This is a genomic window from Streptomyces sp. NPDC096311, from assembly GCF_044763085.1.
Taxonomy (GTDB): Bacteria; Actinomycetota; Actinomycetes; order Streptomycetales; family Streptomycetaceae; genus Streptomyces.
The window spans coordinates 118,437-141,762 of sequence record NZ_JBIWFN010000005.1 but is presented as its reverse complement, the minus strand read 5'-3'; the positions used below and the strand labels follow the sequence as shown (position 1 = coordinate 141,762).

The window sequence follows — 23,326 nt, the reverse complement described above, 5'->3', positions numbered from 1 at the left end:
CATGGCGCGACTCGCCCAGACCGCCGGTCTCACCGACGTCCAGCAGGAGATCCTCTCCACCGTCCGCGACTTCGTGGACAAGGAGATCATCCCGGTCGCGACCGAGCTGGAGCACCGCGACGAGTACCCCCAGCAGATCGTCGACGGCCTCAAGGAACTGGGCCTGTTCGGCCTGATGATCCCCGAGGAGTACGGGGGCCTGGGCGAGTCCCTCCTCACCTACGCGCTCTGCGTCGAGGAGATCGCCCGCGGCTGGATGTCGGTCTCCGGCATCATCAACACGCACTTCATCGTGGCGTACATGCTCAAGCAGCACGGCACGCAGGAGCAGAAGGACCACTTCCTGCCCCGGATGGCACTGGGCGAGGTGCGCGGCGCGTTCTCGATGTCGGAGCCGGCTCTCGGCTCGGACGTCTCCGCGATCACCTCGAAGGCGGTCAGGGACGGCGACGAGTACGTCCTGAACGGTCAGAAGATGTGGCTGACGAACGGCGGCTCGTCGAACCTGGTGGCCGTGCTCGTACGAAGTGACGAAGGACACCCGGAGGGCACCGCGCCCCACAAGTCGATGACGACCTTCCTGGTCGAGAAGGAGCCCGGCTTCGGAGAGGTCCGCCCCGGCCTCACCATTCCCGGGAAGATCGACAAGATGGGCTACAAGGGCGTCGACACCACCGAGCTCATCATGGACGGACTGCGCGTTCCGGCCAATCGGGTACTCGGCGGCACCACTGGCCGAGGGTTTTACCAAATGATGGACGGAGTCGAGGTCGGCCGCGTCAACGTGGCGGCACGTGGTTGCGGTGTCGCACAGCGTGCGTTCGAGCTGGGTGTCTCGTATGCCCAGCAGCGTCACACTTTCGGCAAGCCGATCGCGCAGCACCAGGCCATCCAGTTCAAGCTGGCCGAGATGGCCACCAAGGTCGAAGCGGCCCATGCAATGATGGTGAACGCGGCCCGCAAAAAGGACTCCGGGGAACGAAACGACCTCGAGGCGGGGATGGCGAAGTACCTCGCCTCCGAATACTGCAAGGAAGTGGTCGAGGACGCCTTCCGGATCCACGGCGGCTACGGCTTCTCCAAGGAATACGAGATCGAGCGCCTCTACCGCGAGGCACCGATGCTGCTGATCGGCGAAGGTACCGCCGAAATCCAGAAAATGATCATCGGGCGCCGACTGCTCGAAGAGTATCGACTCCAGGGTTAAGCAGGGCTGGATGTCCTGGTACGGGGTGTTTTCTTCGAGAAGAAGATCACACCCCGTCAACACTCTTCGGCCGCCGACTCGGCTTCCTGGCTTGCCCAGTTGCGGCCCACGCCCGGTACGATCCCGGGAAAGCCGCCGTCCCCCGTTCCAGCGCGGCATCATCCGCTACGAAGGTCATCCATGCCCCACAGCCAAACCTCTGCACCTCGCGACAGCCTGGTCGGCGTACGCCTTGCGCGCGGAGCATCGCCGTGGCTTCTCCCGACCGTCGCCACCGCAGCACTCAGTCTGGCCAAGGCGCGCCGCTCCGGCGCCGCCAAGGCCGTGGCCGTACCCGCCACCGCGCTCGCGGCGGGCATGCTGTGGTTCTTCCGCGACCCCGAGCGCGAGATCGCCCCGGGCCGGGTCATCTCGCCCGCCGACGGTGTGGTGCAGAGCATCATGCCGTGGAAGGACGGACGCACCCGCGTCGCGATCTTCATGAGCCCTCTGAACGTCCATGTCAACCGCGCGCCGCTCTCCGGCACGGTGACCTCGGTCGAGCACATCCCCGGCGGGTTCGTTCCGGCGTTCAACAAGGAGAGCGAGAACAACGAGCGCGTCGTCTGGCATTTCGACACCGAACTCGGTGACATCGAGATGATCCAGATCGCCGGCGCGGTCGCCCGCCGTATCGTTCCTTATATCCCGCAAGGTACGAAGGTCGAGCAGGGCGACCGGATCGGTCTCATCCGCTTCGGCTCGCGCGTCGACATCTACCTCCCCGAGGGTGTCGAGGTCGATGTGGAAGTCGGTCAGAAGACCGTGGCTGGGGTGACTCGAATTGACCGTGATTGATCCTGAGACTCAGGCCGGCTGGGTGCCGGAGGCCGACGAGGTGGACGACGAGGAGGAGATGCCCCTCTCTCTCCGCCTCTCAATAGCGGACACCCTCACCCTCGGCAACGCCACGTGCGGCTTCATGGCGGTGTACTTCACCACCACGGGCATTCTGATCCCGCACCTCACCGGCAGCCAGGAATCGGGCATGGCGCGCCACAGCGCCGCCACGGCCGTCATCCTGATGCTCTGCGCCGCGGTCTTCGACCTCTTCGACGGCCTCGTCGCCCGCAAACTGCGCTCCTCCCCCATGGGCGCGGAACTGGACAACCTGTCGGACCTGATCAGCTTCGGTCTGGCGCCCGCGTACTTCGTCCTCGTCTATGGCATGGTCGCGGACGACGCGCACCAGAGAATGGCGGCGCTCGGCGCGATCGTGGTGTTGCTCGCGGTCGTCCTCCGCCTCGCCCGCTTCTCCTGTGTCACGGTGAAGGACGGCACGTTCCAGGGCATGCCATCGCCGTTCGGAGCGCTGACGGTCGTCTCGATCGTGCTCCTGGAGCTGCCCTTCGCGGCGACGCTGATGGCGATCCTCGGCACGGCGTGGCTGATGGTGAGCCGGGTGGAGTACCCGAAGCCGCGGGGCCGCCTCGCGGTGGCGATGCTCTCCTGGATCGTCCTGTCCATGGGTCTGCTGGCGGCGTGGGCCTTCGACGCCCCCAGCGGTCAGCTCCTGCTCCAGACCGGCTGTGCGCTGCAGCTCGTGATGGGTGCGGTGATTCCGCTGTTCGCGACGGCTCGGCGGGTGAACAACTTCCGCGACAACCGGCGTGAGGCACGGGCGGCGCAGCTGCCGTAGCTTTGCCTCGTACACGCCCGAAGGGGCCCGAACCGGACAACCGGTTCGGGCCCCTTCGTCGTACCTCGTCGTACCTCGTAGTCCCTGGGACGGACCAGGTCAGGCCAGGTCAGGTCAGGAAGTCACGGGCGATGTTCTGGGCCACCGTCTCCAGGATCGGCCCCGCGTCGGAGATGCATCGCGCGATGTCGGGCTCGACCTCCGTGAGGGGGTACGCGCGCCGGATGCCGGCCCTGCCGAGCGCCTCCGGTCGCAGTGCCAGGCGCCCGCACACCGCGACGACCTCCTTGCCCGCGGCACGGGCGGCCGCGGCCACCCCCGCCGGAGCCTTGCCGTGGAGGGTCTGTTCGTCGAGGGACCCCTCACCGGTGATCACCAGGGTGGCCCTCTCCAGCGCGGGCGCGAAGCCGAGGACATCGAGCATCACCTCGATACCGGGACGGAACCGGGCGCCCAGGACCAGCGCGCCGTAGCCGATGCCACCCGCGGCTCCCGCCCCCGGCGCCGCGGCGTACTCCGTGGCGCTGGACCCGATCGACTTCTCCAGAACCGCGGCGAAGTGTCCGAGGGCCGCGTCCAGGATCTCCACGTCGTCGGGGCTCGCCCCCTTCTGGGGGCCGTACACGGCGGGCGCGCCCTTGGGCCCGGTGAGCGGGTTGTCCACGTCGCTGGCGAGGACGAAGTCCACGGAGGACAGCCGGGGGTCCAGGCCGGACAGGTCCGCGGTCGCCACGTCACTCAGCGCCGCACCGCCGGGAGCCACCGGCTCCCCCTCCGCGTCCACGAACCGCGCCCCGAGCGCGGACAGCATCCCCGCCCCGCCGTCCGTCGTCGCGCTGCCGCCCACACCGAACACGATCGTCCGGGCCCCGGCGTCCAGCGCGGCCCGCAGGAGCTCCCCGGACCCGTACGTGGAGGATGTCAGCGGCGCGAACACCCCGGCGGGCAGCCGCTGCAATCCGCTCGCCTCCGCCATCTCCACCACCGCGGTGTCGCCGCGCAGCGCGAAGGCTGCGGTGAGCTCGTCGCCCAGCGGGCCGGCGACGCGCACCTCCCGCCGCTCGAACCCGGCCGCGACCGCCGCGTCCACGGTCCCGTCGCCGCCGTCGGCCACGGGCAGCGCCTCGACCTCGACACCCGGCACGACGCGGCGCAGCCCGGTCATGACGCGCTCCGCGACCTGCACGGCGGTCAGCGACCCCTTGAACTTGTCCGCGGCGATCAGCACCCGCGGAACACGCCCGGTGCCCGCACGTGTCGTCTTCACAGCAGAGTCCGCCACCTTGCATTCCCCTTGCTTTCCGGCCTCGCACACGTCAAGGCAGTCGCGCCGCTGCGACCTTAACCGGCGGACGCCCCCGCCGTCATGCCCGACCGGCCCGTGGAACACCGCGCGCTCATGCCCGGAATTGGGTAAACCGGAGCTATGACCCCTGTGGGCACCGAACTCGCGGACCGCGTTCTCGGGGGCTGGCTGGGCCGGATCGCGGGCAACATGCTCGGCAAGCCGGTCGAGCAGGGCGACCACTGGACGCGGGACCGTATCGACCGCTATCTGCGACAGGCCGCCGCCCTGCCGCTCACCGACTATCTTCCCGAGCCCGCCACCGACGGTGACATCGGCGAGTTCGAACTGCGGCCCGAGTGGCGGCAGTGCGTGCGCGGCCGCATCCACGGCAGCTGCCGTGACGACGACGTCGACTACGCGATCCTGGGCCTGCACCTGCTGGAGACGCACGGTTTCGGTTTCAGCACCGAGCAGGTCGGCGACCTGTGGCTGCTGCGGCTGCCGTATCTGCAGACGTTCACGGCGGAGCGGGCCGCATACCGCAACCTCGCCCAGGGCATCAAACCGCCGCTGACGGCGACGTACGACAACCCCTACCAGGAGTGGATCGGCGCCCTGATCCGCGCCGATGTCTACGGCTGGACCAGCCCGGGTGCGCCGCGCCGGGCGGCCTCCCTCGCCCGTCGGGACGCCGTGCTGTCCCACACCGGCAACGGCGTTTACGGGGCAATGTGGGCGGCGGCGCTGATCTCGGCGGCGTTCACGGTCGACACCGTGCGGCAGGCCGTGGACCAGGCGCTCGCCGTGATCCCCGCGAGCAGCCGGCTCGCCCGGGCCGTACGGCGGGTGGTCTCCCTCCATGACACCCGGATGACCTGGGAGGACACCCTGACGACGGTCGCGGAGGAGACGGCTGGGCTCGGCTGGATCCACACGATCCCCAACGCGGCCGTCCTGACCGCCGGGCTGCTGTACGGCGACGGGGACTTCACCCGCTCGATCACGCTGACGGTCCGGGGCGGACTGGACACCGACTCCAACGGCGCGACCGCGGGCTCGGTGGCCGGTGTGCTCACCGGCGCGGAGGCGATCCCGGCGCAGTGGAAGGAGCCGCTGGAGGACCGGGTGCGCAGCGCGGTGTTCGGCTTCGACGGGGTGCACATCAGCGAACTGGCGGAGCGGACGGTGCGGTTGGTGGGGGCGGAGGGCTGAGAGGGCGCCTTCTTCCGTTGTTTCATCCCGGATTGCCGGATTGGGGCGGTTCAACTTCGCTGTCCAAGGACAACTGCCGTTCCGAGTCATTAGTGGGGTCTCAGATGGTGTGGCCAAATTTCACGGCCATTGGCCACGGAGCTGAGATCCCCGAGCCACCTTGCTCGCACTTTTGGGTGCAGCGGCCCCCCGCCCGGCCGCACTGTCCGACCTGCGGGCTACGGTCGGGCCATGAGCACGCGCGCGTACGAACGAACGTCCTGGCCGGAGCCGTCCGGGCCTAACGGCGCAGTCCTGCGGAGAGGAACACGAGCCCTCGCGCCCCCGTAGCCGCCCCGTCGTCCCCGCTCGATGCGAGTTCTCGTCGTACCGGCCATCCTGCTCGTGGCCCTCCTGCGGACCCTGGCGAGCGCATCCACTGCGCGACCCTCGTCCGCCACGCCCCCTGCCGTCCCTGACTGGTCGACCTGCCCCAGCAGCCGCCCGCCGCCGAACTGGCCTGGACCCGCGCTGGCCCCGTACCGAGGACGTGGCGAACACCGGGCGGCCCGTCAGCCGCAGCAACTTCGACGCGATCACCGACATTGCCCAGTCGGGCCTGGATGCGGTCGGCCTCCTCCCGCAGCTCGTCCACGCGACGGCGAGCGACGAGCTCACGCTGTTCCAGCAGCCCCATGACCGACGGCATCCATGACCTCCACAGCAGCGGCGACACAACAGACCACCACTCCCACAGGATCGCCGACCCTATGCCCGACCAGCGGAAACGCTGTCCTCAAGCCCGGAAAGACTGTGAGGATGATCTGGTACCGCTTCGAGCGGTGGCCTGACCCGCGGAAAGACTGGCTTTGGTGCCCTGCTGTTGATCTGTCGGCCACCGCGCGGAGCGGCATCTGCTGCCGCCGGGCAGGGGACGTGTCCCGATAGGGGCCTTCGCGACAGGCACCATCACAGTCTTGACCTCCCCTGCCCGACGACGGCCACCGGTTCCGAGGCGATCAGGAGACAGACGGCCTTGCCCAGCATCACGCAGCCCACAGCACCGTGTCACGTCCCGGCCGGCGCCGCGGAGGAGGTCCTGCTCGGCGTCGACACCCATAAGGACTTCCATGCGGCAGCCGTCGTCACCGTCCTCGGCGCCGCATTGGACGGCCGCAGCTTCCCGGCCACCACCGAGGGCTATCACCAACTTGTCTCCTGGGCACGCTCGTTCGGCGCCCTGCACCGGGCAGGGGTGGAGTGCACCGGCTCCTATGGCGCCGCGCTCGCCCGTTACCTGCGCGCCGAGGGCATTGAGGTGACCGAGGTCAACCAGCCTGACAAGGCAGCGCGCCGGCGACGTGGCAAGACCGACGCCGTCGACGCGGAAGCGGCGGCCCGCGCCGTGCTGTCCGGTCGCGCGACCGCGACCGCGAAGACGAGCGACGGCCCGGTCGAAGAGCTGCGGCTGCTCAAGCTCGCGAAAGGGTCCGCGATCAAGTCCCGGACCCAGGCCATCAACCAGCTCAAGTGTGTCCTGGTCTCGGCCGACACTGCCTTGCGCGAGTCGCTGGCCGGGCTGAGCAACCCGCACCTGTTCAAGCGGTGCGCCGAGCTGGACGACTCGCAAGAATGCGGTCCGGCGGGCACCGCCCGGCACGTGCTGAAACTCCTCGCTGGCCGCATCCAGCACCTGACCAGGGAGATCGACGACCTGAACAAGCGGATAGCCGCGGGAGTCGAAGCAAACTTCCCCGGCCTGCTCGACACGCAGGGCGTCGGCCCGGACAGTGCCGCCGCCCTGCTGATCTCGGCCGGCGACAACCCCGATCGCCTCAGCAGCGAGTCATCCTTCGCCGCCCTGTGCGGCACCAGCCCCGTCGAGGCATCCTCCGGCAAGACCCAACGACGCCGCCTCAACCGTGGCGGTGACCGCCAGGCCAACGCGGCCCTCTACCGGATCGTCCTCAGCCGCCTGCGCTGGGACGACCGCACCCAGGACTACCTGCGGCGACGCCTCGCGGAAGGTAAGACCCGCCGGGAGATCATCAGGTGCCTGAAGCGATACGTCGCACGCGAAATCTACCGACTCATCGCCCCCATCAGGACAGCCGCATGCCCTGCAGAGCCCAACGGAACCGCAAGTTGACATCCATAGGGGCATCAACAGCTTCTAAGAAAGTCACCCAGTTCGTCCAGGCTCGCATCGCGGTGCACACCCACAGCTTCCCATGTGCCCGGGCCGTCGGCGCGACCCACACGATGGACATGCCGCCCCACTTCAGGGGCGCCCCCGCCAGCAGCCCGCCCGGCTCACGGACGGGCTGCCGCCAGGGTGTAGACGAGGAAGGAGTCTCCGGCGCCATTGCCCGACAGCCAGGTCTGCAGAGATGGGCGGTACCTCCGGCCAGAGCGACGGCCACGGCATTGGGCAGGCCGAATCCTGTGGCACGTACGCGGGTGGGGAACAGTTCGGCGTACATGGCAGGACCCGGACCGGAAGCCGGCGACATGAGCAGCAGTCCGACGGACATGGCCACGATCAACTGCCAACTCTGGCCCTGTATCAGGCGGTCGAGCGGGAAGGCCAGCACTGTGGCGTCGGCAGCGAGCATCGTCTGCCAGGGCCGCCGTCGCAACCGGTCCGACAGCATGCCCACCGCCGGCAGAGCGTCGATGAAGACGGCATTGGCCACGGAGCCGGCCCGCAGAGCGTCGGAAGGCCTCATGCCCTTCACATCGATGGCAGAGGCGGGAGCGGCGACTCCCCAGCTGTTGTAGACCGTGGCGCTCAGAGTGAGCCCGCGAGGGCAGTACCGCCAAGCGGTTGTCCCAGATCCCGCGCCTGATGGCGGACCGCTCACACGTCTGCGCCCCCTACGGCCCGGTGTTTTCCGACCGGGCCTGGACGGCGAACATCGCCCGCTTCAAGTTTCTCGTCCCAGTCGCGGTCGAGTTCGTCCGCGACTGGGACACCTCGGCGAACACCAGCGTCTCCCTTGTTGCCTACGGAGGCCAGCCACCATCCTCATGACCGCGACTTGTCCGACCTGATCGGCGAACTCGCCACGCGCAGCGACGACTTCCGCGGCCTGCGGGCCAACCGCACCGTGCGCCCTCACTACACCGGGATCAAACGATTCCACCACCCCGTCGCGATGGACCTCACTTTGGCCTTCCAGGTGATGCCGCTCCCAGCAGATCCAGGGCTTACGCTTACCGCCTTCAGCGCCGAGTCGGGTTCCGCGTCGCGCGACGGGCTGGAGCTTCTGGCAGGCACGTGCCCTGGCGTGGTTGAACTGCATGCCAGGGCTGATGGCGTACGGCTGGCACTCGATGGATTCGCAGAGCCCGGTCGGTCACCGGCGGCAGAACTACACTCCGAGTCACCGGAGTTGGCGGCCGACGCCGACGTGATCTGTCGAGGCCGCCGCCCTGGCTCGGCGCGGCGACCTCGACGGCGAACTCGAACCCGGCCTGGTACTCCGTGCCGTAGCCGGTCGCCTTGGGCGAAAGCCTTACTTGTCCAAATGTGTTCGGCCCGAGGGGGCATAGCGCTCACCGACGGCCGCGTCTGCCGGCACGGCGTCCGTGATCCGCGCCACCTGCTCGGTCGTCAGCTCGATGTCGGCGGCCGCCGTGTTCTCCTCCAGGTACTTGATCCGCTTGGTGCCGGGGATCGGCACGAAGTCGGGACCCTGGGCCAAGATCCACGCCAGAGCCAGCTGCACCGCGCTGTGCCCGGTCTCCGCGGCAATCGCCTTGATCTCGGCGACCAGTTTCAGGTTCGCCTCCAGGTTGTCGCCCTGGAACCGCGGGTTGTTGCGCCGGAAGTCGTCGTCCGCCAGTCCGTCCAGCGTCGTGATGGTTCCGGTGAGCAGACCACGGCCGACCGGTGCGTAAGGCACGATCCCGGTGCCCAGCTCGCGTGCCGCCGGGATGATCTGCTCCTCCAGGTGACGTGTGAACAGCGAGTACTCGCTCTGCAGCGCCGCGATCGGATGCACAGCGTTGGCTGCCCGCAAGGTGTCGGCGCTGACCTCCGACAGGCCAAGGTGCCTGACCTTGCCGGTCTGTACCAGTTCGGCCATGGCGCCGACCGACTCCTCGATCGGGACGTCCGGGGTACGACGGTGCATGTAGTACAGGTCGATGTGGTCGACGCCGAGCCGGGTCAGCGAGGCGTCCACGGCCTGGCGGATGTAGGCGGGATCGTTGCGGACCCCGAGACTGCCGTCTGCATTGCGCTGGAAGGCGAACTTGGTGGCCAGCACGACCTGATCACGCCGCCCACCTGCCAGGGCGCGCCCGACGAGCTTCTCGTTTTCCCCGCTGCCGTACATGTCCGCGGTGTCCAGGAACGTTACGCCGAGGTCGAGGGCGCGATGGATCACCTGGACGTAGGTCGACTCGTCGGCATTGCGAGTCTCGGGACCGTAGAAGTCGGACATGCCCATGCAGCCGAGGCCGAGGGCGGATACTTCGGGGCCGCTCGCACCGAGCTTGCGGTACTTCATTTCGGTGACTCCTAGGTATGAATAAGAGCGTTGCAGGCGGCCATTTCGCGGCGACGACCGTCGAGTACTTCGACCAGGCTTACGGCGAGGTCGCCGGGACGGCCCGGCTCAGCCTTGCTACGAGGACGTCAGGCAGCGGCCCTCGGTGTAGGCATAGGCACGGTCTGGAGCGACGCCGCCAATGAGGCAGGTGCTGCACCCGGCCCGCAGGGGCATCTCCGCTGCGCCGGCTTCTCGACGCTATCCCGGAGAAGATGCACACGCACGCTCGGAAGGGGGGAGAGTTCCCTCCCTGGCAGACCACCTCCTGGTAGGGGAATCCTGCGGGCTGCCCAAACTCACGATCCGGCAGCGATCGGCGAGGCATTCATCTCAGGTCCGCGACGATCCTCGGAAAGTCGACGGTGGTTCGGATCCCCGGCGGCGCCTCGCACACCACGGGCACGGCGTTCACCACGATGTGCGCGCTGCAGCCGGGCGAGACGGCCGCATAGTTCTCGGCGGGGACACGGGATGTTCACGCCCAGTCGCACGTCAGCGTCCTTGCTGATCCTCGGTCTGCGTGGTCTCGGTCAGTTGTCGTCGGACGTGCGAACGGCGGCCTCGGCCAGCTCCTTCACCCGGGCTGCGGGCACCTGGTCGCCCGGCGTCCCGATGTACCAGCGGAACATCTCCTCCTGGCTCAGTCCCTTGGCGGGCTGTGCCGAGAAGTACGGCTGAACGTAGACCGGGGTGCCCGGCTCGCTGCGCCAGCTGTCGGCGAGGGTGCCGATGTCGACCGCGTCGTAGCCGAGGACGTCCAGCAGCTGGCCCGCCTCCGCCTTGGCGGCCGCGTCGTCGCCGGCGATGGGCAGGGCACTGCGGTCCGGTGCGCCAACGGGCCGGGCACTGCTGAACAGGCGGGCGAAGTCGATGTTGTTGAACGCCTTCACCACGCGGGAGCCGGCGAGGTGTTGCTGCACCAAGGCGCTGGAGGTCAGCCTGCCCGCGTCCAGCTCGGCGATCTGGCCGTCACGGTCCGGGTAGTAATTCATCGTGTCGATCACGGTCTTGCCCGCCAGCGCCTCGGCCGGGAGCTGGGGATAGGCAATCAGCGGCACGGCGGCCACCACGAGGTCTCCGGCCCGTGCGGCCTCGGCGGGCGTGGCGGCTCGCGCATGCTCGCCGAGTTCGGCGACGAGACCGGCGAGGGTCTCGGGGCCGCGGGAGTTGCTGACTACGACGTCCAGGCCGGCGGCGACCGCGAGGCGGGCCAGAGCGCCTCCGATGTTGCCGCTGCCGATGAGTGCGAGGGTCTTCGTCATGGTTCTACGTCTCCGATATCAGAAGTAGCGGTAAGGGATGGTGCAGAAATTGATGGGGGTCTCAGTCGCGCAGGCTCATGCCGCCGCAGATCGACCAGACCTGTCCGTTGATCCACTCCGAGTCGTCGGAGAGAAGGAAGGCGACGGCCCCCGCCAGGTCGGCGGGCTCGCCCAGCCGCGGACTGCGGGCGTACTGCAGCGCCATGGCCTGCAACTGCTGGTCGTCCTGCTGTTTCTGCGTCTCGCCCATGACCAGGCCGGGGGCGACGGCGTTGCAGCGGATGCCCTCCTTGCCCCAGCGGGAGGCGATGTGGCGGGTCAGCGCGTTGATCCCGGCCTTGGAGGCGGCGTACGCGGGACGCTGCGGCTCGCCACCCCACGCCGCTCCGGACGACGTGTTGACGATCACCCCGCCACCCCGGGCGAGGAGGTGCGGCAGGACCGCCCGGCAGGTGAGGGCATAGCCGATCAGGTTCACCTCATGAGTGCGCCGCCACACCGCCGGGTCCATCTCCAGCAGGTCGGTGTCCCGCCCCAAGGTGTCGCCCGACAGATCGGCTCCGACGTTGTGCAGCCCGTCGACCCCGCCGAGCTCAGTGACCGCCCGGTCGACCAGCGCCCGTATCGAGTCCTCGTCTGCCAGATCGAACTCGACCGCAACCGCCGTGCCGCCCGCCTCGACGACGCGTTTCGCGGTGGTCTCCGCACCGGCGAGGTTGATGTCACCGATGACCACCGAGGCACCTTCCCCGGCCAGCCGCTCAGCGGTAGCGGCGCCGATTCCGGTGGCCCCACCGGCGATGACGATCCTCTTGCCCTGCAGTCCTCGCATGCCCCTCTCCTCGTTCCTCGGCGCCAGTTCCTGCCCGTTCCGGGGCCCTCAGCGTTCGAAACCCGAAGCGCTGGACTAAAGAATCACCATTGATGCTTTAGGCCGTGCGTGAACCTCAGTCTCATACTAGGGACTGTACATCAGTACTGCACTTCGGGATCGAGAGAGAGGTAGGATCGCCGGGTGAACGGAACAGCGCGTACGAGCACGAGAGACATCGCCCGAGCAGCCATCCGCGCCGAGCTGGCCGAGGTTGCCTTCGAGCTGTTCCGCCGCGAGGGCTTCGAGAACGTCACGGTGAACGACCTGGCCGCGGCCGCCGGTGTGTCGCGCAGCACCTTCATGCGCTACTTCGCCAGCAAGGAAGAGGCCGTTCTCAGCGCCTTTGACGCACACGGGGAGCAGGTCGCCAGCGCTCTGCGCGCCCGGCCCGCCGACGAGGACGACTGGACGGCACTACGACGCGCCCTGGACGTCGTCATCGAGTACTACCGCCAGGACCCGGCCAACGCCCTGGCCATGACCCGCCTTGTGCAGGACACCCCCGCTCTGTGCGCACGCCAGTTGGAGAAGCAGAACAGCTGGCGCCCGCTCCTGACCCAGGCCCTCGCCGAGCGCACCGGACCGCCGCAGGCCACGATGCTGGCCCTCGCGGTGCGGGCCGCCGCCGCCCTGGACTGCCTGAACATCGCCCTCGACCACTGGACCGGATCCGACGGCGACCTCGACCTCATCGCCCTGCTGGACGAGGCCTTCGCGGCCCTCACGCTTGGGCGGGACGTCCCCCGTCAGCCTCGAACCGCCCGGCGCGGGAAATGAGTCCGGGCTGCGGCCCGACCGTCTCATCAGAGGAGGTCGGGCCGCAGCCCGAAGTCACCACATCGTCTGGCATCTGTTCATCTGACGCCCGGCCGGGACCTGAGCATGAGTCCGGCCGCTGCGGCTGCCAGAACCACCACGGCGGCGATCACCAGGCTGGTGCGCAGACCGTGCAGGAAATCGGAAGGGGTGGCGAGCAGGGCGCCGAAGACCGCAACGGCCAGCGCACCTCCGACCTGCCTGCTGGTGTTGAACACGCCGCTCGCGGTGCCTGCACGCCGGGCCGGAACGCTCTCCAGCAGCACCGCCGTCGTCGGAGGCATGACCAGCGGCCCGGCCAGTCCGACGGGAATGAGGAGCAAGGCCATGGCCCAGATGGGCGTGGAGGCCGGGACCGCACTGAGCGCGGCCGAGCCGGCCGCCAGGAGGACCAGGCCTGTGACGATCGGAGGCCGCGGTCCGGTCCGCTCCACGATCCGGGCGGCGAACGGAGTCAGACAGGCACCCAGAAGCATCATCGGCAGGAAAGTGACGCCTGCTGCCGCCGACGACAGGCCGCGGCCCTGCTGGAAGTAAAGGCTGAACAGGAACGGCAGGCCGTAGAAGCCGACCATGAACGCGAAGCCGATCACGACCGATATCACCATCGTCCGCGACCGGAACATGTCCAGGGGCACCATCGGGTGGGCGACTCGAGCCTGGGCCGTGAGGAAGGCGGCGAACGAGATGACGGCGATGGTCAGCGAGACGAGGACGCGGGGTGCGGTGAAACCGTCGGCACCGCTCTCGATCGCACCGTAGGTCAGTCCGCCCATCGCCAGGACCGCGGTCACCTGCCCGATCCAGTCGAACGGCACCTTGTGCTGTGGGGAGGGATTGGTCCGGGCGAGCAGCAGCAGCGTCACCGCGCCGACCGGCAGGTTGATGTAGAAGATCATCCGCCAGCTGGCCAGGCTCAGCACACCGCCCAGGACGGGGCCCGCTGCCGCGGCCACCGCGCCGCCCATGGCCCACACGGCGACCGCGCGGGCGCGCTTGGCCGCATCGGGGTAGGCGTGACGGATCAGCGCCATTGATGCCGGCATCGTCACGGCGGCCCCCGCGCCCTGCACGAACCGCGCGGCGACAAGCGCTCCGAGGCTGGGCGCCAGTCCGCACGCCACGGATGCGACGACGAACAGAGCAAGCCCGGCCGCGAACGCTCGTCGCGCGCCGATCCGGTCGGACAGTGCGCCGGCGGACAGCAGCAGTGCGGCGAACATCAGCGTGTAACCGTCCACGACCCACTGCAGACCGGTGATGCCGCCGCCCAGGCCGTCGCGGATCGACGGCAGGGCGACGTTGACGATCGTCGCGTCGAGGGTGATGACGAAGAAGCCCAGGACGGCGGCGGCCAGCGTCGATGTTGCGGGGCGCTCGGCCGACGCCTCACCTGGGGTGACGGACCGGTGGGAGGAAGCCGTGAGGGACATGAGGGTGCTCGTGATCCTTCGCTTGGGGAGAGTGCCGCGCGGCCAGTCGTCGGAAGGGACCGGCCGGGCGCCGCACAACCAGGCAAGCACCCGCGTGCGCCGTGAGGGAGTCACGAGTGTTGGGGGTACTGGCAGGGCCCCCTTCGGCCCGCTCCGCTGCGTAGCCTGGGAGGCGTGAGTTCCGGCAACGACGTGAGCGACGACATCCGCCAGTTCCTGACCACCCGGCGAGCGAGGATCACGCCGCAGCAGGCCGGGCTTCCCGAATACGGCGGAAGGCGCCGCGTGACCGGCCTTCGCCGTGCGGAGGTGGCACAGCTCGCGGGCATCAGCATCGAGTACTACACGCGGCTGGAGCGGGGGAACGTCCGTGGCGTCTCCGAGGACGTGGTGGAGAGCCTGGCCCGCGCGCTCCGGCTCGACGATGTCGAACGCGCCCACCTCGTCGACCTCGTGCGCGCCGCCAACGCCGCACCCACCGCACGTCACCGTCAGGCCCCTCAGCGTGTGCGCCGCGGTGTGCAACAGGTCCTGGACTCGATGACCGGCGCCGCGGCGTTCGTGCGCAATGGGGCCCTCGACATCCTGTCGGCCAATCACCTGGGGTACGCGCTGTACTCGCAGGTGTTTGAAAACCCGGCCCGTCCTGCCAACCTCGCCCGGTTCGTCTTCCTCGATGCCCGCTCTGCCGACTTCTACCGGGACTGGGACCGCATCGCCCACGACGCCGTCGGCAGCCTCCGCGCGGAAGTGGGGCGCAATCCGTCCGATCGGGCCCTGGCCGAACTGATCCGCGAACTGTCCGCCGGCAGCGAGCAGTTCCGGGCCCGCTGGGCCGCGCATGACGTCGAGTACTACCGCAGCGGCCTGCAAGCCTTCCACCACCCGGCAGTCGGCGACATCGACCTCGACTATGAGGCCCTGGAGGTCCCGGCCGACCCGGGTCTGACGATCGTGGCTTACACCGCCGAACCGAACTCGGACGCGGAAAAGTCACTGAATCGGCTCGGCAGTTGGGCCTCGGCGCCAGCCGCGACCTCCCAGGAGCGGGCCGAGGACGGTCGGGCAGCCGAGGAGTAACCGGACTGTTTGGGCTCTTGGGAGGGAGAGTTTTCTCCCTGGATAGAACTTCCCCAGGCTGGAATTCTCCCCTTTACGAGGACGAACGAAGAAGCCATGGTCTTTGACGCGACCGCAACGGAACGGCGTGCAAACACCCCGGCCATACGCGTGGGAGAAAGTCCCGCGATTTCGATATCCCGCGCGGACCGGACGAGATCTGAAGTACGGAGACACACCGTGGCCACACCGGACAGGCCGGCACCCACCGCCCCGATCGAGCCTCACGACGCGACACCACAGCCATCGGCACACACGCGGATCATGTCCCGCGGACTGACCTTTCTCTTTGCGGTGGCCGGTGGTGTGGCGGTCGGAAACCTGTACTGGGCACAGCCGCTCCTCGACTTCATCGCCGAGGATCTACACACCTCCACCGCGGCCGCAGGCTGGCTCATCACCGCGACCCAGATCGGATACGCGGCCGGGATCCTGCTGATCGTGCCGCTCGGCGACGTACGCGATCGGCGCCGGCTCATCCCGGTGATGCTGCTCTGCTCAGCGGTCGCGCTCGTGCTGTGTGCGCTTGCACCGTCGTTCGCGGTGTTCCTTGTCGCGATCACCCTGCTCGGGGTGACGACCGTCTCCGGGCAGCTGCTCACTCCGCTCGCCGGTGACCTCGCCGACGACGACAACCGGGGCAGGGTGGTCGGAACCGTGGTGTCGGGCCTTCTCACCGGCATCCTGGCGTCCCGGACGATCAGCGGGCTCGTCGCGGAGTACGCGGGATGGCGCACGATCTTCGCCGCCGCGGCGGTCGCCGCTGTCCTCTTCGCCGTACTCCTGTACCGGGCGATCCCACCGGTCGCGCCGAAGGCACACATGGCCTACCCGGCACTCATCGCCTCCGTCGGGTCGGTGATCCGGCGTGAGCGGACGGTGCGGTGGACGCTGGTGCTCGGGGCGACCGGGTTCGGCGTGTTCACGATGTTCTGGACAGCGCTGACGTTCCTGCTCAGCGCCCCACCATTCGACTATCCGGTGTCCGTCATCGGGCTCTTCGGGCTCGCGGGCCTCGCAGGTGCGATCGCGGCCCAACGAGCCGGCGGCCTCCATGACCGCGGCTGGTCGGTACCCGCGACCGGCGTGGCATGGGCGCTGGCCCTGTCCGCCTTCGTCGTCGCGGCGTTCGCGGGTCACTCGGTCGCGCTCGTCCTCGTCGCGATCGTCCTGCTGGACATCGCCATCCAGGCCGTGAACCTGCTCAACCAATCCCGGATGTTCGCCGTCTCCAGTGAAGCCCGCAGCAGGCTCAACACAGCCTTCGTGACGAGCAACTTCATCGGCGGCGCTTTCGGTTCCGCCGCTGCCTCGGTGCTCTGGTCCGTGGGCGAGTGGAAGGCTGTGAGCATCGCAGGCATGGCGCTGTGTGCCTTCGCGCTCGCCGTGTGGGCGGCGGGACGCCGAGGCCCGCTCCTCGTGGCGCCGGCGCCGCCTCGCTGAACGCCTGCTCGTGGGGCGGACAGGTCCCCGTCCGCCCCACGCCCGGCTCCCAAATCGGTGCTGCAGTCCAGCCGTCAGCCCTTGGTGCCTGGGGCAGGCTGGCCTTGACTGCTCCCGGCGGCCCATGAGGCGAGGATGCGCAGACCGTCGTGGGTAGGCGTGCCGGGCTCCGCGGTCCAGATGACCAGTTGTTGCTCGGGGTCGGACGTGCAGGTGAGGGTGTCCCATTCGAGGGTGAGAGTGCCGGCGATCGGGTGGTTGAGGGTCTTGGCTCCCACGGTGCGGGCGGACACATGGTGCTCGGCCCACCACTGGCGAAAGTCCCCGTCCCTCTCGGACAGTTCCCTGACCAGGGCGGTGAGCCGTGCGGAGCCGGCATTGTGAGCCGCCTCCATACGCAATTGGGCGACGGTCATGCGGGCCGTGGCCTCCCAGTCCGCGTAAAGCCCCTTCATACGGTCGCTGAAGACCATCTTCGCGTAATTGCGGTCCTTCTCCGGGATCTGCCCGAAGTCGCCGACCAGGGCCGCAGCCAACGGATTCCACGCCAGGACGTCCATCTGACGTCCCAGAACCATGGCCGGGATCGAGCTCATATCGTCGAGCAGCCGCTGAAGCTGCGCGTTGACCTGCTGCACCTCCTCCCGCCGCGACCTGCCTGACTCCTTCCCCGCCAGCTGGAACACGTACTCGCGCTGGTCCTCGTCCAGCCGCAGGACACGCACGATGGCGTCGAGCACCTGCTCGGACACCTGCATGCGCCCCTGTTCCAGGCGGGTGTAGTAATCGGTGCTGATGGCGACCAGCCTGGCCACTTCCTCCCGGCGCAGGCCGGGAACACGCCGTGGCGACCCGGAGTCGGGCAGCCCCACGGACCGGGGGTCCAGCTCCGCGCGTCGGGCCTTGAGGAACTCGCCTAGCTCATGAGCTGCGCTGCGCGTCATATCACCCATCTTTGCAGGAAACGACGACTGCGTCGGCCCACGCGTCAGAAAAGAACCTGCATGCCACAGATGAGCATGCGATCCATACACAGGACAGGATCTTATGCCGCCGTGTGTGCGGCCCGCGAAGGGACCGGGGTCGCAGGAGCAGAGCGGTGGATGGATCCGGAACCGCAGGTGAGGGGTAGGCCCGTGCCGTCGTTCGTGCGGGCGATGATCTCCGCGGTGATCGAGACAGCCGTCTCTTCGGGGGTGTGGGCCCCGAGGTCCAGGCCGATCGGGGAGCGGAGGCGGGCAAGCCGGTCCTCCGGTACACCGGCCTCACGCAGCATTTCCAGACGGCGCTTATGGGTACGCCGGGAGCCCATCGCTCCCACGTACGCCACTGGGAGGCCAAGGGCGAGGCGGAGCAGGGGGATGTCGAACTTGGCGTCGTGGGTGAGGACGCAAACGGCGGTACGGGCGTCCACCGCCGTGCGCTTTAGGTAACGGTGCGGCCAGTCGACGACGACCTCGTCCGCATGTGGGAAGCGCGCGGAAGTAGCGAAGACGGGCCGGGCGTCGCAGACGGTGACCCGGTACCCGAGGAATCGGCCGGCCTGGCTGAGCGCGGCGGCAAAGTCGACCGCACCGAAGATCAGCATGCGGGGGCTGCGCGCGTGGGCGTGGACGAGAACGGACAGCTTCTCGGGGCAGGTGGCAGCGTCCCCGCCGACCTCGATACGGCCGCTGCGCCCGGCCCGGAGTAGCGCCCGGGCCTGTGCCGCCACTGCCCGGTTCGCACCGTCGCCGCCCAGACTTCCCTCGTGCGCACCACTCCCGTCGGGGATAGTGAGGACGCGACCGACGATCTCTCCCGGGCCGTCGACGACCTGGGCGATGGCGACGGGACGGCCCTGCACCACGGTTTCGAGGGCCGCGCTGAGAAGGGGCTGGTCCCCTGGCTCCACGCGGTGCACCAGTACGTCGAGCTCACCCCCACAGGTCAGCCCCACGGCGAAGGCGTCGTCGTCGGAGTAGCCGAAGCGGGCTCTCACCGGGGTGCCGCCGTCCTCCAGTACTTGTCGGCACAGCTCGTAGACCGCTCCCTCGACACAGCCTCCCGAGACGCTGCCCACCACGGTGCCGTGAGTGTCCAGGGCCAGCGCGGTGCCGACCGGCAGGGGCGCACTGCCACTGACGCCGACGACGGTGGCGAGGGCGAAGGGCCGGGCCTCGCGGCACCAGAGGTGCAGCGTCTCCGCGATGTTCAGCATGAACAGTCTCCGTGCGTGGCGGCGTGGACGCATGGTTGGACGGGCCGCCGCCGCGCCGCGGGGGAACGGAGTACGCGGCGGCGGCCCTGAGGTCCGGCGGCCAGGCGTGGAGGGCCACCGGACGTTCGGAGGAGGACTCTGGCGCTCAGAGCAGAGTCTCGGCAGTGATGGGCAATTCGCGGATGCGGCGTCCGGTGGCGTGGAAGACCGCGTTGGCGATGGCGGGTGCCACGCCGACGTGGACGACCTCGCCGAGGCCCTTGACGCCAATGGGGTCGGCCTCGCGGTCGTCGCCGTCGAGGTAGATCGCCCGGAGGTCCGGGACGTCGGCGTTGACGGCTACCAGGTAGTCGGCGAGGTTGGCGTTCACGATCCGGCCGTCGCGGTGGTCGGTGACCGTGTGTTCCAGCAGGGCTGTGCCGATGCCGCCGACCATGCCGCCGAGCGCCTGGCTGTCGGCAAGCTTGGGGCTGATGATCCGGCCCGCGTCGTACACGCCGAGCACTCGCCGCACCCGTACCAGCCCCAGTCGGGCGTCCACGGCGACCTCGGCGAACGTCGCGCCGTAGGCATACATGGAGAACCGCTCCGGACCGGACGGCGGGGCGAAGGCACCGGCTGCTTCGAGGTGGGGCCGGTCGTTGCGGGACAGAAGCCGCTGGTACGTCTCACCGCGTGCGGGGGTGCCCTTCACGTGCAGCCGACCGCCACGGACCACGACGTCGGCGGGGGCGACGCCGTACAGCGGCGATTCCTCGTCCTCGACGGCGAGCTTGATTGCCTGCTGTCGCAGCTTGTCGCAGCCGTCCTGGACGGCGGAGCCGACGCTGGCCATGGTCATCGAACCGCCGTGCGGCGGGGTCGGCGGCATGAGTGAGTCGCCGAGCCGGAACGTCACGTTGCGCATGCTCAGGCCAAGGGCGTCGGCGGCGACCTGGGTCATGGAGGTGTAGGTGCCAGGACCCATGTCGCTGGTGGCGGCCTCGACCACGGCGGTGCCGTCGGCGTCGAGCCGGACGTGGGCCTGGGCTGCGTTGCGCAGGGTGTCGTAGACGCCGGCCGCCATGCCCGTACCGATCAGCCAGTCGCCGTCGCTAGTCGAACGCGGCTTGGGGTTGCGCCGGTGCCAGCCGAACTCGCTGGCGCCGGTGGTGTAGCACTCGCGCAGGCGCCGGGTGGAGAACGGCAGGCCGGTGGACTCGTCGTCGGCGGGTTCGTTGCGCCGGCGCAACTCGATCGGGTCGACGCCGAGTTCGTGGGCGAGTTCGTCCATCGCCGACTCGATGACGTACGAGGCCGTGGCGTAGCCGGGGCCGCGCATGTACAGCGGGGTGTTCACGTCCAGCGGCACAGTTCGGTACGCCTGGCGGACGTTGGGCATGCTGTAGAGCATCTGTCCCGCCGCCAGGATGGACTCCTGGAAGTCCTCGTAGGTCGAGGTCTCGGCACGGATGTCGTGGACCATCGCGGTCAGACGGCCGCGCCGGTCGCTGCCCAGCCTCACTTGGTACTCGTACGCGGGCCGGAAGCCCGTCCCGAAGTACAGCTGCCTGCGCGACAGAACGAGCTTGACCGGTCGGCCCACCTCACGCGCGGCGACCGCCGCCACGGTGACGTGCGGCCAGGCCCGCAGTCCGCTGCCGAAGCCGCCACCGACGAACGGCGAGATGACGCGCACCGAGTCGAGCCCGACGCCGAACACGGCGGCGAGTTCCGTCTGCGTGCCGACAACCCACTGGGTCTTGTCCCACACGGTGAGTTGGCCGCCGTCCCAGCGGGCGATGGTCGCGTGCGGCTCCATCGGGTTGTGGTGGTTGCGGGCGGCCCGGTACGTCATCTCCAGCCGTACGGCGGCGGATTGCAGTGCCTTGTCCGTGTCGCCGCGCGCATACGTCACGGGGTCGTGGGCGGAAGCCTTGGTCAGATCGGTCGAGGGCTGTTCGGCGTCGTAATGGACCTGCACCAGGCTCGCGGCGTGCTGCGCGGCCTCCAGGGTCGTGGCCACCACGACGGCGACCGGCTGGCCGTGGAAGAGGACCTTGTCGTCCTGGAAGACATGCAGTCGCTCGCCGGACGGGTTGTTGGAACTCCGGTTCTCGCGATACGCCAGCTTCGGTGCGTTGAGGTGGCTGATCACCTTCAGCACGCCGGCCTGGGCGAGAGCGGCGCGGGTGTCGATGCCGGTGACGCGACCACGGCCGATGCTGCTGTCGACGACGACCGCGTGCACGACACCGTCGACGTCGTGTTCAGCGGCATACTTCGCCCTTCCGGTCACCTTCAGGCGCCCGTCCACCCGGGAGAGCGGCGCTCCGACGGCGGCCTGCGGCTGCGGGCTCACTTGCTACCTCCTACGATGCGCAGCTGACGTTCCACGGTCCGCTTGAGCAGCTCGACCTTGAAGCGGTTGTGCTCCAGGGGGCGCGCGCCGTCCGCTGCCCGCTCGGCCGCTTCGGCCCACAGGGCATCCGTGGGCCGCTCGCCGATGAGGTGGTGCTCGACCGCGGGCAGCTTCCACGGCACGGTGCCGACACCGCCGACGGCGACCTTCGCCTCGCGGATCACGCCGCCACGGATGTGCAGGGCGATCGCCGCGGAGGTCAGGGCGAATTCGTAGCTCTGCCGGTCGCGCACCTTGAGGTAGCCCGACTTCAGCGGACGGGGAAGCGCGGGGATCTCCACGGCGGTTATCAACTCGCCGTTCCGCAAGGCGTGTTCACGCTGAGGGGTACTGCCCGGACGCAGCAGGAAGTCGACGAAGGGGACTTGGCGTTCCCCGTCGGGGCCCACCAGGTGCACGGTCGCCTCCAGCGCGGCGAACGCCACGGCCACATCGGAGGGATGGGTGGCCACGCAGGAGTCGGAGGTGCCCAGGATCGCGTGGGTGCGGTTGACGCCGTGCGTAGCGGCACAACCCGAGCCGGGCTCGCGCTTGTTGCAGGCGGCCGTCACGTCCCGGAAGTACGTGCACCGGGTGCGCTGCATGATGTTGCCGCCGATGGTGGCCATATTGCGCAGCTGGGCTGACGCGCTCAGCTCCAGCGCCTGCGACACGACCGGGTAGGAGAGGCGCACCTTTGGATCGGCGGCGGCCTCGGCCATCCGCACCAGGGCGCCGATCCGCAGGCCCCCGCGCTCGGTGACCGTGACCTCCCGCAGGGGCAGGGCACTGATGTCGACCAGAGTGCCGGGCCGCTCGACGGTCTCACGCATCAGGTCGACGAGGGTGGTGCCGCCGGCGATGTAACGACCGCCGCGCCGACCCGCGTCGAGGGCTTCCCGGGTGTCGGAGACCTTGGTGAAGGAGAAGGGATACATGGCTCACCTCCCGCCCGCGGCCTGCTCGACAGCCCGCACGATCTTGACGTAGCAGCCGCAGCGGCAGATGTTGCCGCTCATCCACTCCCGGATCTCCTCAGCGGAGTGGGCGTGGCCCTCCTGGATACAGCCGACGCCGGACATGATCTGGCCCGGGGTGCAGTAGCCGCACTGGAAGGCGTCCTGGTCGACGAACGCCTGCTGGAGTGGGTGGAGTTGGTCGCCGTCGGCCAGGCCCTCGATCGTCGTGACCTCGGCGCCCTCCAGGCGTATCGCCAGTGTCAGACAGGAGTTGACCCGGCGGCCGTCGACCAGGACCGTGCAGGCGCCGCAGGCACCGGCATTGCAGCCCTTCTTCGAACCGTTCAGCCCCAAGTGCTCGCGCAGCAGGTCCAGCAGCGACGTCCGGTTGTCGACTGCGACGGTGTGGCGCTCGCCGTTCACGCTCACCGTGACGCGGCTGTTGGGCGGCCTGTCTGCGGCGGTCACCTCCTCGGCTCCGGCTGCCGGCGGTCCAGTGACCAGGCCGCCGGCCACGACGGCACCACCGACCGCGGTGGTTGTCGCGATGAACGTGCGCCGGGACGGCGCCGAAGAGGACTCTGCAGAGGGGGGAACAGCTGACTCGGTGATTTCAGAGGACATACGTACGCTTTCGAATCGGCGGAGGGGGGCGGTCCTACTCGTCGGCGTGCCGGAAGGCAGAGCCCGCGGTGTCGTCACCTCGACACTCCGAGATGCGCGGGCTGGTCTTGGCCGCAGTCTTACATCGCCCGCAAGCCGCGTGGGAGGGAGAGTTTCCTCCCCGGATGTTTCCTTCCCTGGAAAGAACTCTCCCCTTTTGCCAGTGCTCGTGTCGGTGCAAATGTCGGAGATGCGGTGGGCTCCACTCCGCTGATATTGGCGCGGTGGCCTGGCCCTCTCGTTCGGTCCACTTC

Annotated in this window: 21 protein-coding genes and 1 pseudogene; 11 read left to right on the top strand and 11 right to left on the bottom strand. The window is 69.0% G+C overall.

Going from position 1 to position 23,326, the window contains the following annotated elements; genetic code table 11:
• The first annotated feature begins 1 nt into the window (after position 1).
• The 3 genes from ACIRA5_RS14900 to pssA all read left to right on the top strand — a co-directional run bounded on the left by ACIRA5_RS14900 (position 2) and on the right by pssA (position 2,885).
• Positions 2-1,207 (top strand): acyl-CoA dehydrogenase family protein, encoded by a 1,206-nt coding sequence (locus ACIRA5_RS14900; protein WP_054230299.1) that lies wholly within the window; start codon positions 2-4, stop codon positions 1,205-1,207.
• A 180-nt stretch (positions 1,208-1,387) separates the two neighbouring features.
• Positions 1,388-2,044, top strand: a complete 657-nt coding sequence (locus ACIRA5_RS14895) for a phosphatidylserine decarboxylase (RefSeq protein ID WP_352044666.1) — start codon at positions 1,388-1,390, stop codon at positions 2,042-2,044.
• Positions 2,045-2,066: 22 nt separating this feature from the next.
• Entirely contained in the window at positions 2,067-2,885 is an 819-nt protein-coding gene (gene pssA, locus ACIRA5_RS14890; protein WP_355314172.1) for a CDP-diacylglycerol--serine O-phosphatidyltransferase, read from the top strand.
• A gap of 109 nt (positions 2,886-2,994) precedes the next feature.
• On the opposite strand, the gene ACIRA5_RS14885 is transcribed toward pssA, so the two are convergent.
• Positions 2,995-4,113, bottom strand: coding sequence for a glycerate kinase (locus tag ACIRA5_RS14885; protein WP_403691323.1), 1,119 nt, complete (start codon positions 4,111-4,113; stop codon positions 2,995-2,997).
• A 198-nt stretch (positions 4,114-4,311) separates the two neighbouring features.
• On the opposite strand from ACIRA5_RS14885, the gene ACIRA5_RS14880 reads away from it, so the two are divergent.
• From ACIRA5_RS14880 to ACIRA5_RS14870, 3 genes are all read left to right on the top strand, one after another.
• The gene (locus ACIRA5_RS14880; RefSeq protein WP_403690900.1) at positions 4,312-5,385 is read left to right on the top strand and encodes an ADP-ribosylglycohydrolase family protein; all 1,074 of its coding nucleotides are present in this window, start codon (positions 4,312-4,314) and stop codon (positions 5,383-5,385) included.
• Positions 5,386-5,914: 529 nt separating this feature from the next.
• A complete protein-coding gene (locus ACIRA5_RS14875; protein WP_403691349.1) occupies positions 5,915-6,079 on the top strand; it encodes a hypothetical protein in 165 nt (54 codons plus the stop codon).
• Positions 6,080-6,409: 330 nt separating this feature from the next.
• Positions 6,410-7,513 carry an IS110 family transposase gene (locus ACIRA5_RS14870; protein WP_403691322.1) on the top strand — a complete coding sequence of 368 codons (1,104 nt, stop codon included), beginning with the start codon at positions 6,410-6,412 and terminating at the stop codon, positions 7,511-7,513.
• Here the strand turns inward: ACIRA5_RS14870 and ACIRA5_RS14865 are convergent.
• Positions 7,467-8,093, bottom strand: coding sequence for a hypothetical protein (locus ACIRA5_RS14865; protein ID WP_403690898.1), 627 nt, complete (start codon positions 8,091-8,093; stop codon positions 7,467-7,469). The two genes, ACIRA5_RS14870 and ACIRA5_RS14865, sit on opposite strands and share 47 nt — an antisense overlap.
• 98 nt (positions 8,094-8,191) lie before the next feature.
• Between ACIRA5_RS14865 and ACIRA5_RS14860 the strand changes: the two genes are divergently transcribed.
• Positions 8,192-8,398: a hypothetical protein gene (locus ACIRA5_RS14860; protein ID WP_403690896.1), complete on the top strand. Its 207-nt coding sequence runs from the start codon at positions 8,192-8,194 to the stop codon at positions 8,396-8,398.
• Positions 8,364-8,576 (top strand): annotated as a pseudogene (locus tag ACIRA5_RS14855) (transcriptional regulator); the annotation flags it as partial. The gene ACIRA5_RS14860 and the pseudogene ACIRA5_RS14855, both read left to right, overlap by 35 nt.
• 306 nt (positions 8,577-8,882) lie before the next feature.
• On the opposite strand, the gene ACIRA5_RS14850 reads toward ACIRA5_RS14855, so the two are convergent.
• The 3 genes from ACIRA5_RS14850 to ACIRA5_RS14840 form a co-directional block, all read right to left on the bottom strand.
• Positions 8,883-9,881 carry an aldo/keto reductase gene (locus ACIRA5_RS14850; protein ID WP_403690894.1) on the bottom strand — a complete coding sequence of 333 codons (999 nt, stop codon included), beginning with the start codon at positions 9,879-9,881 and terminating at the stop codon, positions 8,883-8,885.
• Positions 9,882-10,453: 572 nt separating this feature from the next.
• Entirely contained in the window at positions 10,454-11,185 is a 732-nt protein-coding gene (locus ACIRA5_RS14845) for an NADPH-dependent F420 reductase (protein ID WP_403690892.1), read from the bottom strand.
• A gap of 61 nt (positions 11,186-11,246) precedes the next feature.
• Positions 11,247-12,017, bottom strand: coding sequence for an SDR family NAD(P)-dependent oxidoreductase (locus ACIRA5_RS14840; protein ID WP_403690890.1), 771 nt, complete (start codon positions 12,015-12,017; stop codon positions 11,247-11,249).
• Positions 12,018-12,200: 183 nt separating this feature from the next.
• Here ACIRA5_RS14840 and ACIRA5_RS14835 point away from each other — a divergent pair, with 183 nt between their 5' ends.
• Positions 12,201-12,836, top strand: a complete 636-nt coding sequence (locus ACIRA5_RS14835) for a TetR/AcrR family transcriptional regulator (RefSeq protein ID WP_403690889.1) — start codon at positions 12,201-12,203, stop codon at positions 12,834-12,836.
• A 77-nt stretch (positions 12,837-12,913) separates the two neighbouring features.
• Here ACIRA5_RS14835 and ACIRA5_RS14830 read toward each other — a convergent pair whose 3' ends face one another.
• Positions 12,914-14,308, bottom strand: coding sequence for a DHA2 family efflux MFS transporter permease subunit (locus ACIRA5_RS14830; protein ID WP_403690888.1), 1,395 nt, complete (start codon positions 14,306-14,308; stop codon positions 12,914-12,916).
• Positions 14,309-14,482: 174 nt separating this feature from the next.
• On the opposite strand from ACIRA5_RS14830, the gene ACIRA5_RS14825 reads away from it, so the two are divergent.
• Both ACIRA5_RS14825 and ACIRA5_RS14820 read left to right on the top strand, forming a co-directional pair.
• Complete coding sequence (locus tag ACIRA5_RS14825) at positions 14,483-15,388, top strand: helix-turn-helix transcriptional regulator (protein WP_403690887.1); 906 nt, start codon at positions 14,483-14,485, stop codon at positions 15,386-15,388.
• A gap of 303 nt (positions 15,389-15,691) precedes the next feature.
• Complete coding sequence (locus ACIRA5_RS14820) at positions 15,692-16,870, top strand: MFS transporter (RefSeq protein ID WP_403690885.1); 1,179 nt, start codon at positions 15,692-15,694, stop codon at positions 16,868-16,870.
• A gap of 74 nt (positions 16,871-16,944) precedes the next feature.
• Here the strand turns inward: ACIRA5_RS14820 and ACIRA5_RS14815 are convergent, their stop codons facing one another.
• The 5 genes from ACIRA5_RS14815 to ACIRA5_RS14795 all read right to left on the bottom strand — a co-directional run bounded on the left by ACIRA5_RS14815 (position 16,945) and on the right by ACIRA5_RS14795 (position 23,033).
• Positions 16,945-17,814 (bottom strand): helix-turn-helix transcriptional regulator, encoded by an 870-nt coding sequence (locus ACIRA5_RS14815; protein ID WP_403690884.1) that lies wholly within the window; start codon positions 17,812-17,814, stop codon positions 16,945-16,947.
• 101 nt (positions 17,815-17,915) lie between these two features.
• Positions 17,916-19,070, bottom strand: coding sequence for an XdhC family protein (locus ACIRA5_RS14810; RefSeq protein WP_403690882.1), 1,155 nt, complete (start codon positions 19,068-19,070; stop codon positions 17,916-17,918).
• A gap of 145 nt (positions 19,071-19,215) precedes the next feature.
• Entirely contained in the window at positions 19,216-21,411 is a 2,196-nt protein-coding gene (locus ACIRA5_RS14805) for a xanthine dehydrogenase family protein molybdopterin-binding subunit (protein WP_403690880.1), read from the bottom strand.
• Positions 21,408-22,388, bottom strand: coding sequence for an FAD binding domain-containing protein (locus tag ACIRA5_RS14800; protein WP_403690878.1), 981 nt, complete (start codon positions 22,386-22,388; stop codon positions 21,408-21,410). Before ACIRA5_RS14800 ends, ACIRA5_RS14805 begins: the two co-directional genes overlap by 4 nt.
• Before the next feature lie 3 nt (positions 22,389-22,391).
• Positions 22,392-23,033: a (2Fe-2S)-binding protein gene (locus tag ACIRA5_RS14795; protein ID WP_403690876.1), complete on the bottom strand. Its 642-nt coding sequence runs from the start codon at positions 23,031-23,033 to the stop codon at positions 22,392-22,394.
• Positions 23,034-23,326 lie beyond the last annotated feature (293 nt).

Excerpts from the sequence above, each read along its gene's own strand:
- ACIRA5_RS14900 (WP_054230299.1), top strand. The coding sequence starts at position 2 with ATGGCGCGACTCGCCCAGACCGCCGGTCTCACCGACGTCCAGCAGGAG.
- ACIRA5_RS14895 (WP_352044666.1), top strand. The coding sequence starts at position 1,388 with ATGCCCCACAGCCAAACCTCTGCACCTCGCGACAGCCTGGTCGGCGTA.
- ACIRA5_RS14880 (WP_403690900.1), top strand. The coding sequence starts at position 4,312 with ATGACCCCTGTGGGCACCGAACTCGCGGACCGCGTTCTCGGGGGCTGG.
- ACIRA5_RS14865 (WP_403690898.1), bottom strand. The coding sequence starts at position 8,093 with ATGAGGCCTTCCGACGCTCTGCGGGCCGGCTCCGTGGCCAATGCCGTC.
- ACIRA5_RS14850 (WP_403690894.1), bottom strand. The coding sequence starts at position 9,881 with ATGAAGTACCGCAAGCTCGGTGCGAGCGGCCCCGAAGTATCCGCCCTC.
- ACIRA5_RS14845 (WP_403690892.1), bottom strand. The coding sequence starts at position 11,185 with ATGACGAAGACCCTCGCACTCATCGGCAGCGGCAACATCGGAGGCGCT.
- ACIRA5_RS14840 (WP_403690890.1), bottom strand. The coding sequence starts at position 12,017 with ATGCGAGGACTGCAGGGCAAGAGGATCGTCATCGCCGGTGGGGCCACC.
- ACIRA5_RS14830 (WP_403690888.1), bottom strand. The coding sequence starts at position 14,308 with ATGTCCCTCACGGCTTCCTCCCACCGGTCCGTCACCCCAGGTGAGGCG.
- ACIRA5_RS14820 (WP_403690885.1), top strand. The coding sequence starts at position 15,692 with ATGTCCCGCGGACTGACCTTTCTCTTTGCGGTGGCCGGTGGTGTGGCG.
- ACIRA5_RS14815 (WP_403690884.1), bottom strand. The coding sequence starts at position 17,814 with ATGACGCGCAGCGCAGCTCATGAGCTAGGCGAGTTCCTCAAGGCCCGA.
- ACIRA5_RS14810 (WP_403690882.1), bottom strand. The coding sequence starts at position 19,070 with ATGCTGAACATCGCGGAGACGCTGCACCTCTGGTGCCGCGAGGCCCGG.
- ACIRA5_RS14800 (WP_403690878.1), bottom strand. The coding sequence starts at position 22,388 with ATGTATCCCTTCTCCTTCACCAAGGTCTCCGACACCCGGGAAGCCCTC.
- ACIRA5_RS14795 (WP_403690876.1), bottom strand. The coding sequence starts at position 23,033 with ATGTCCTCTGAAATCACCGAGTCAGCTGTTCCCCCCTCTGCAGAGTCC.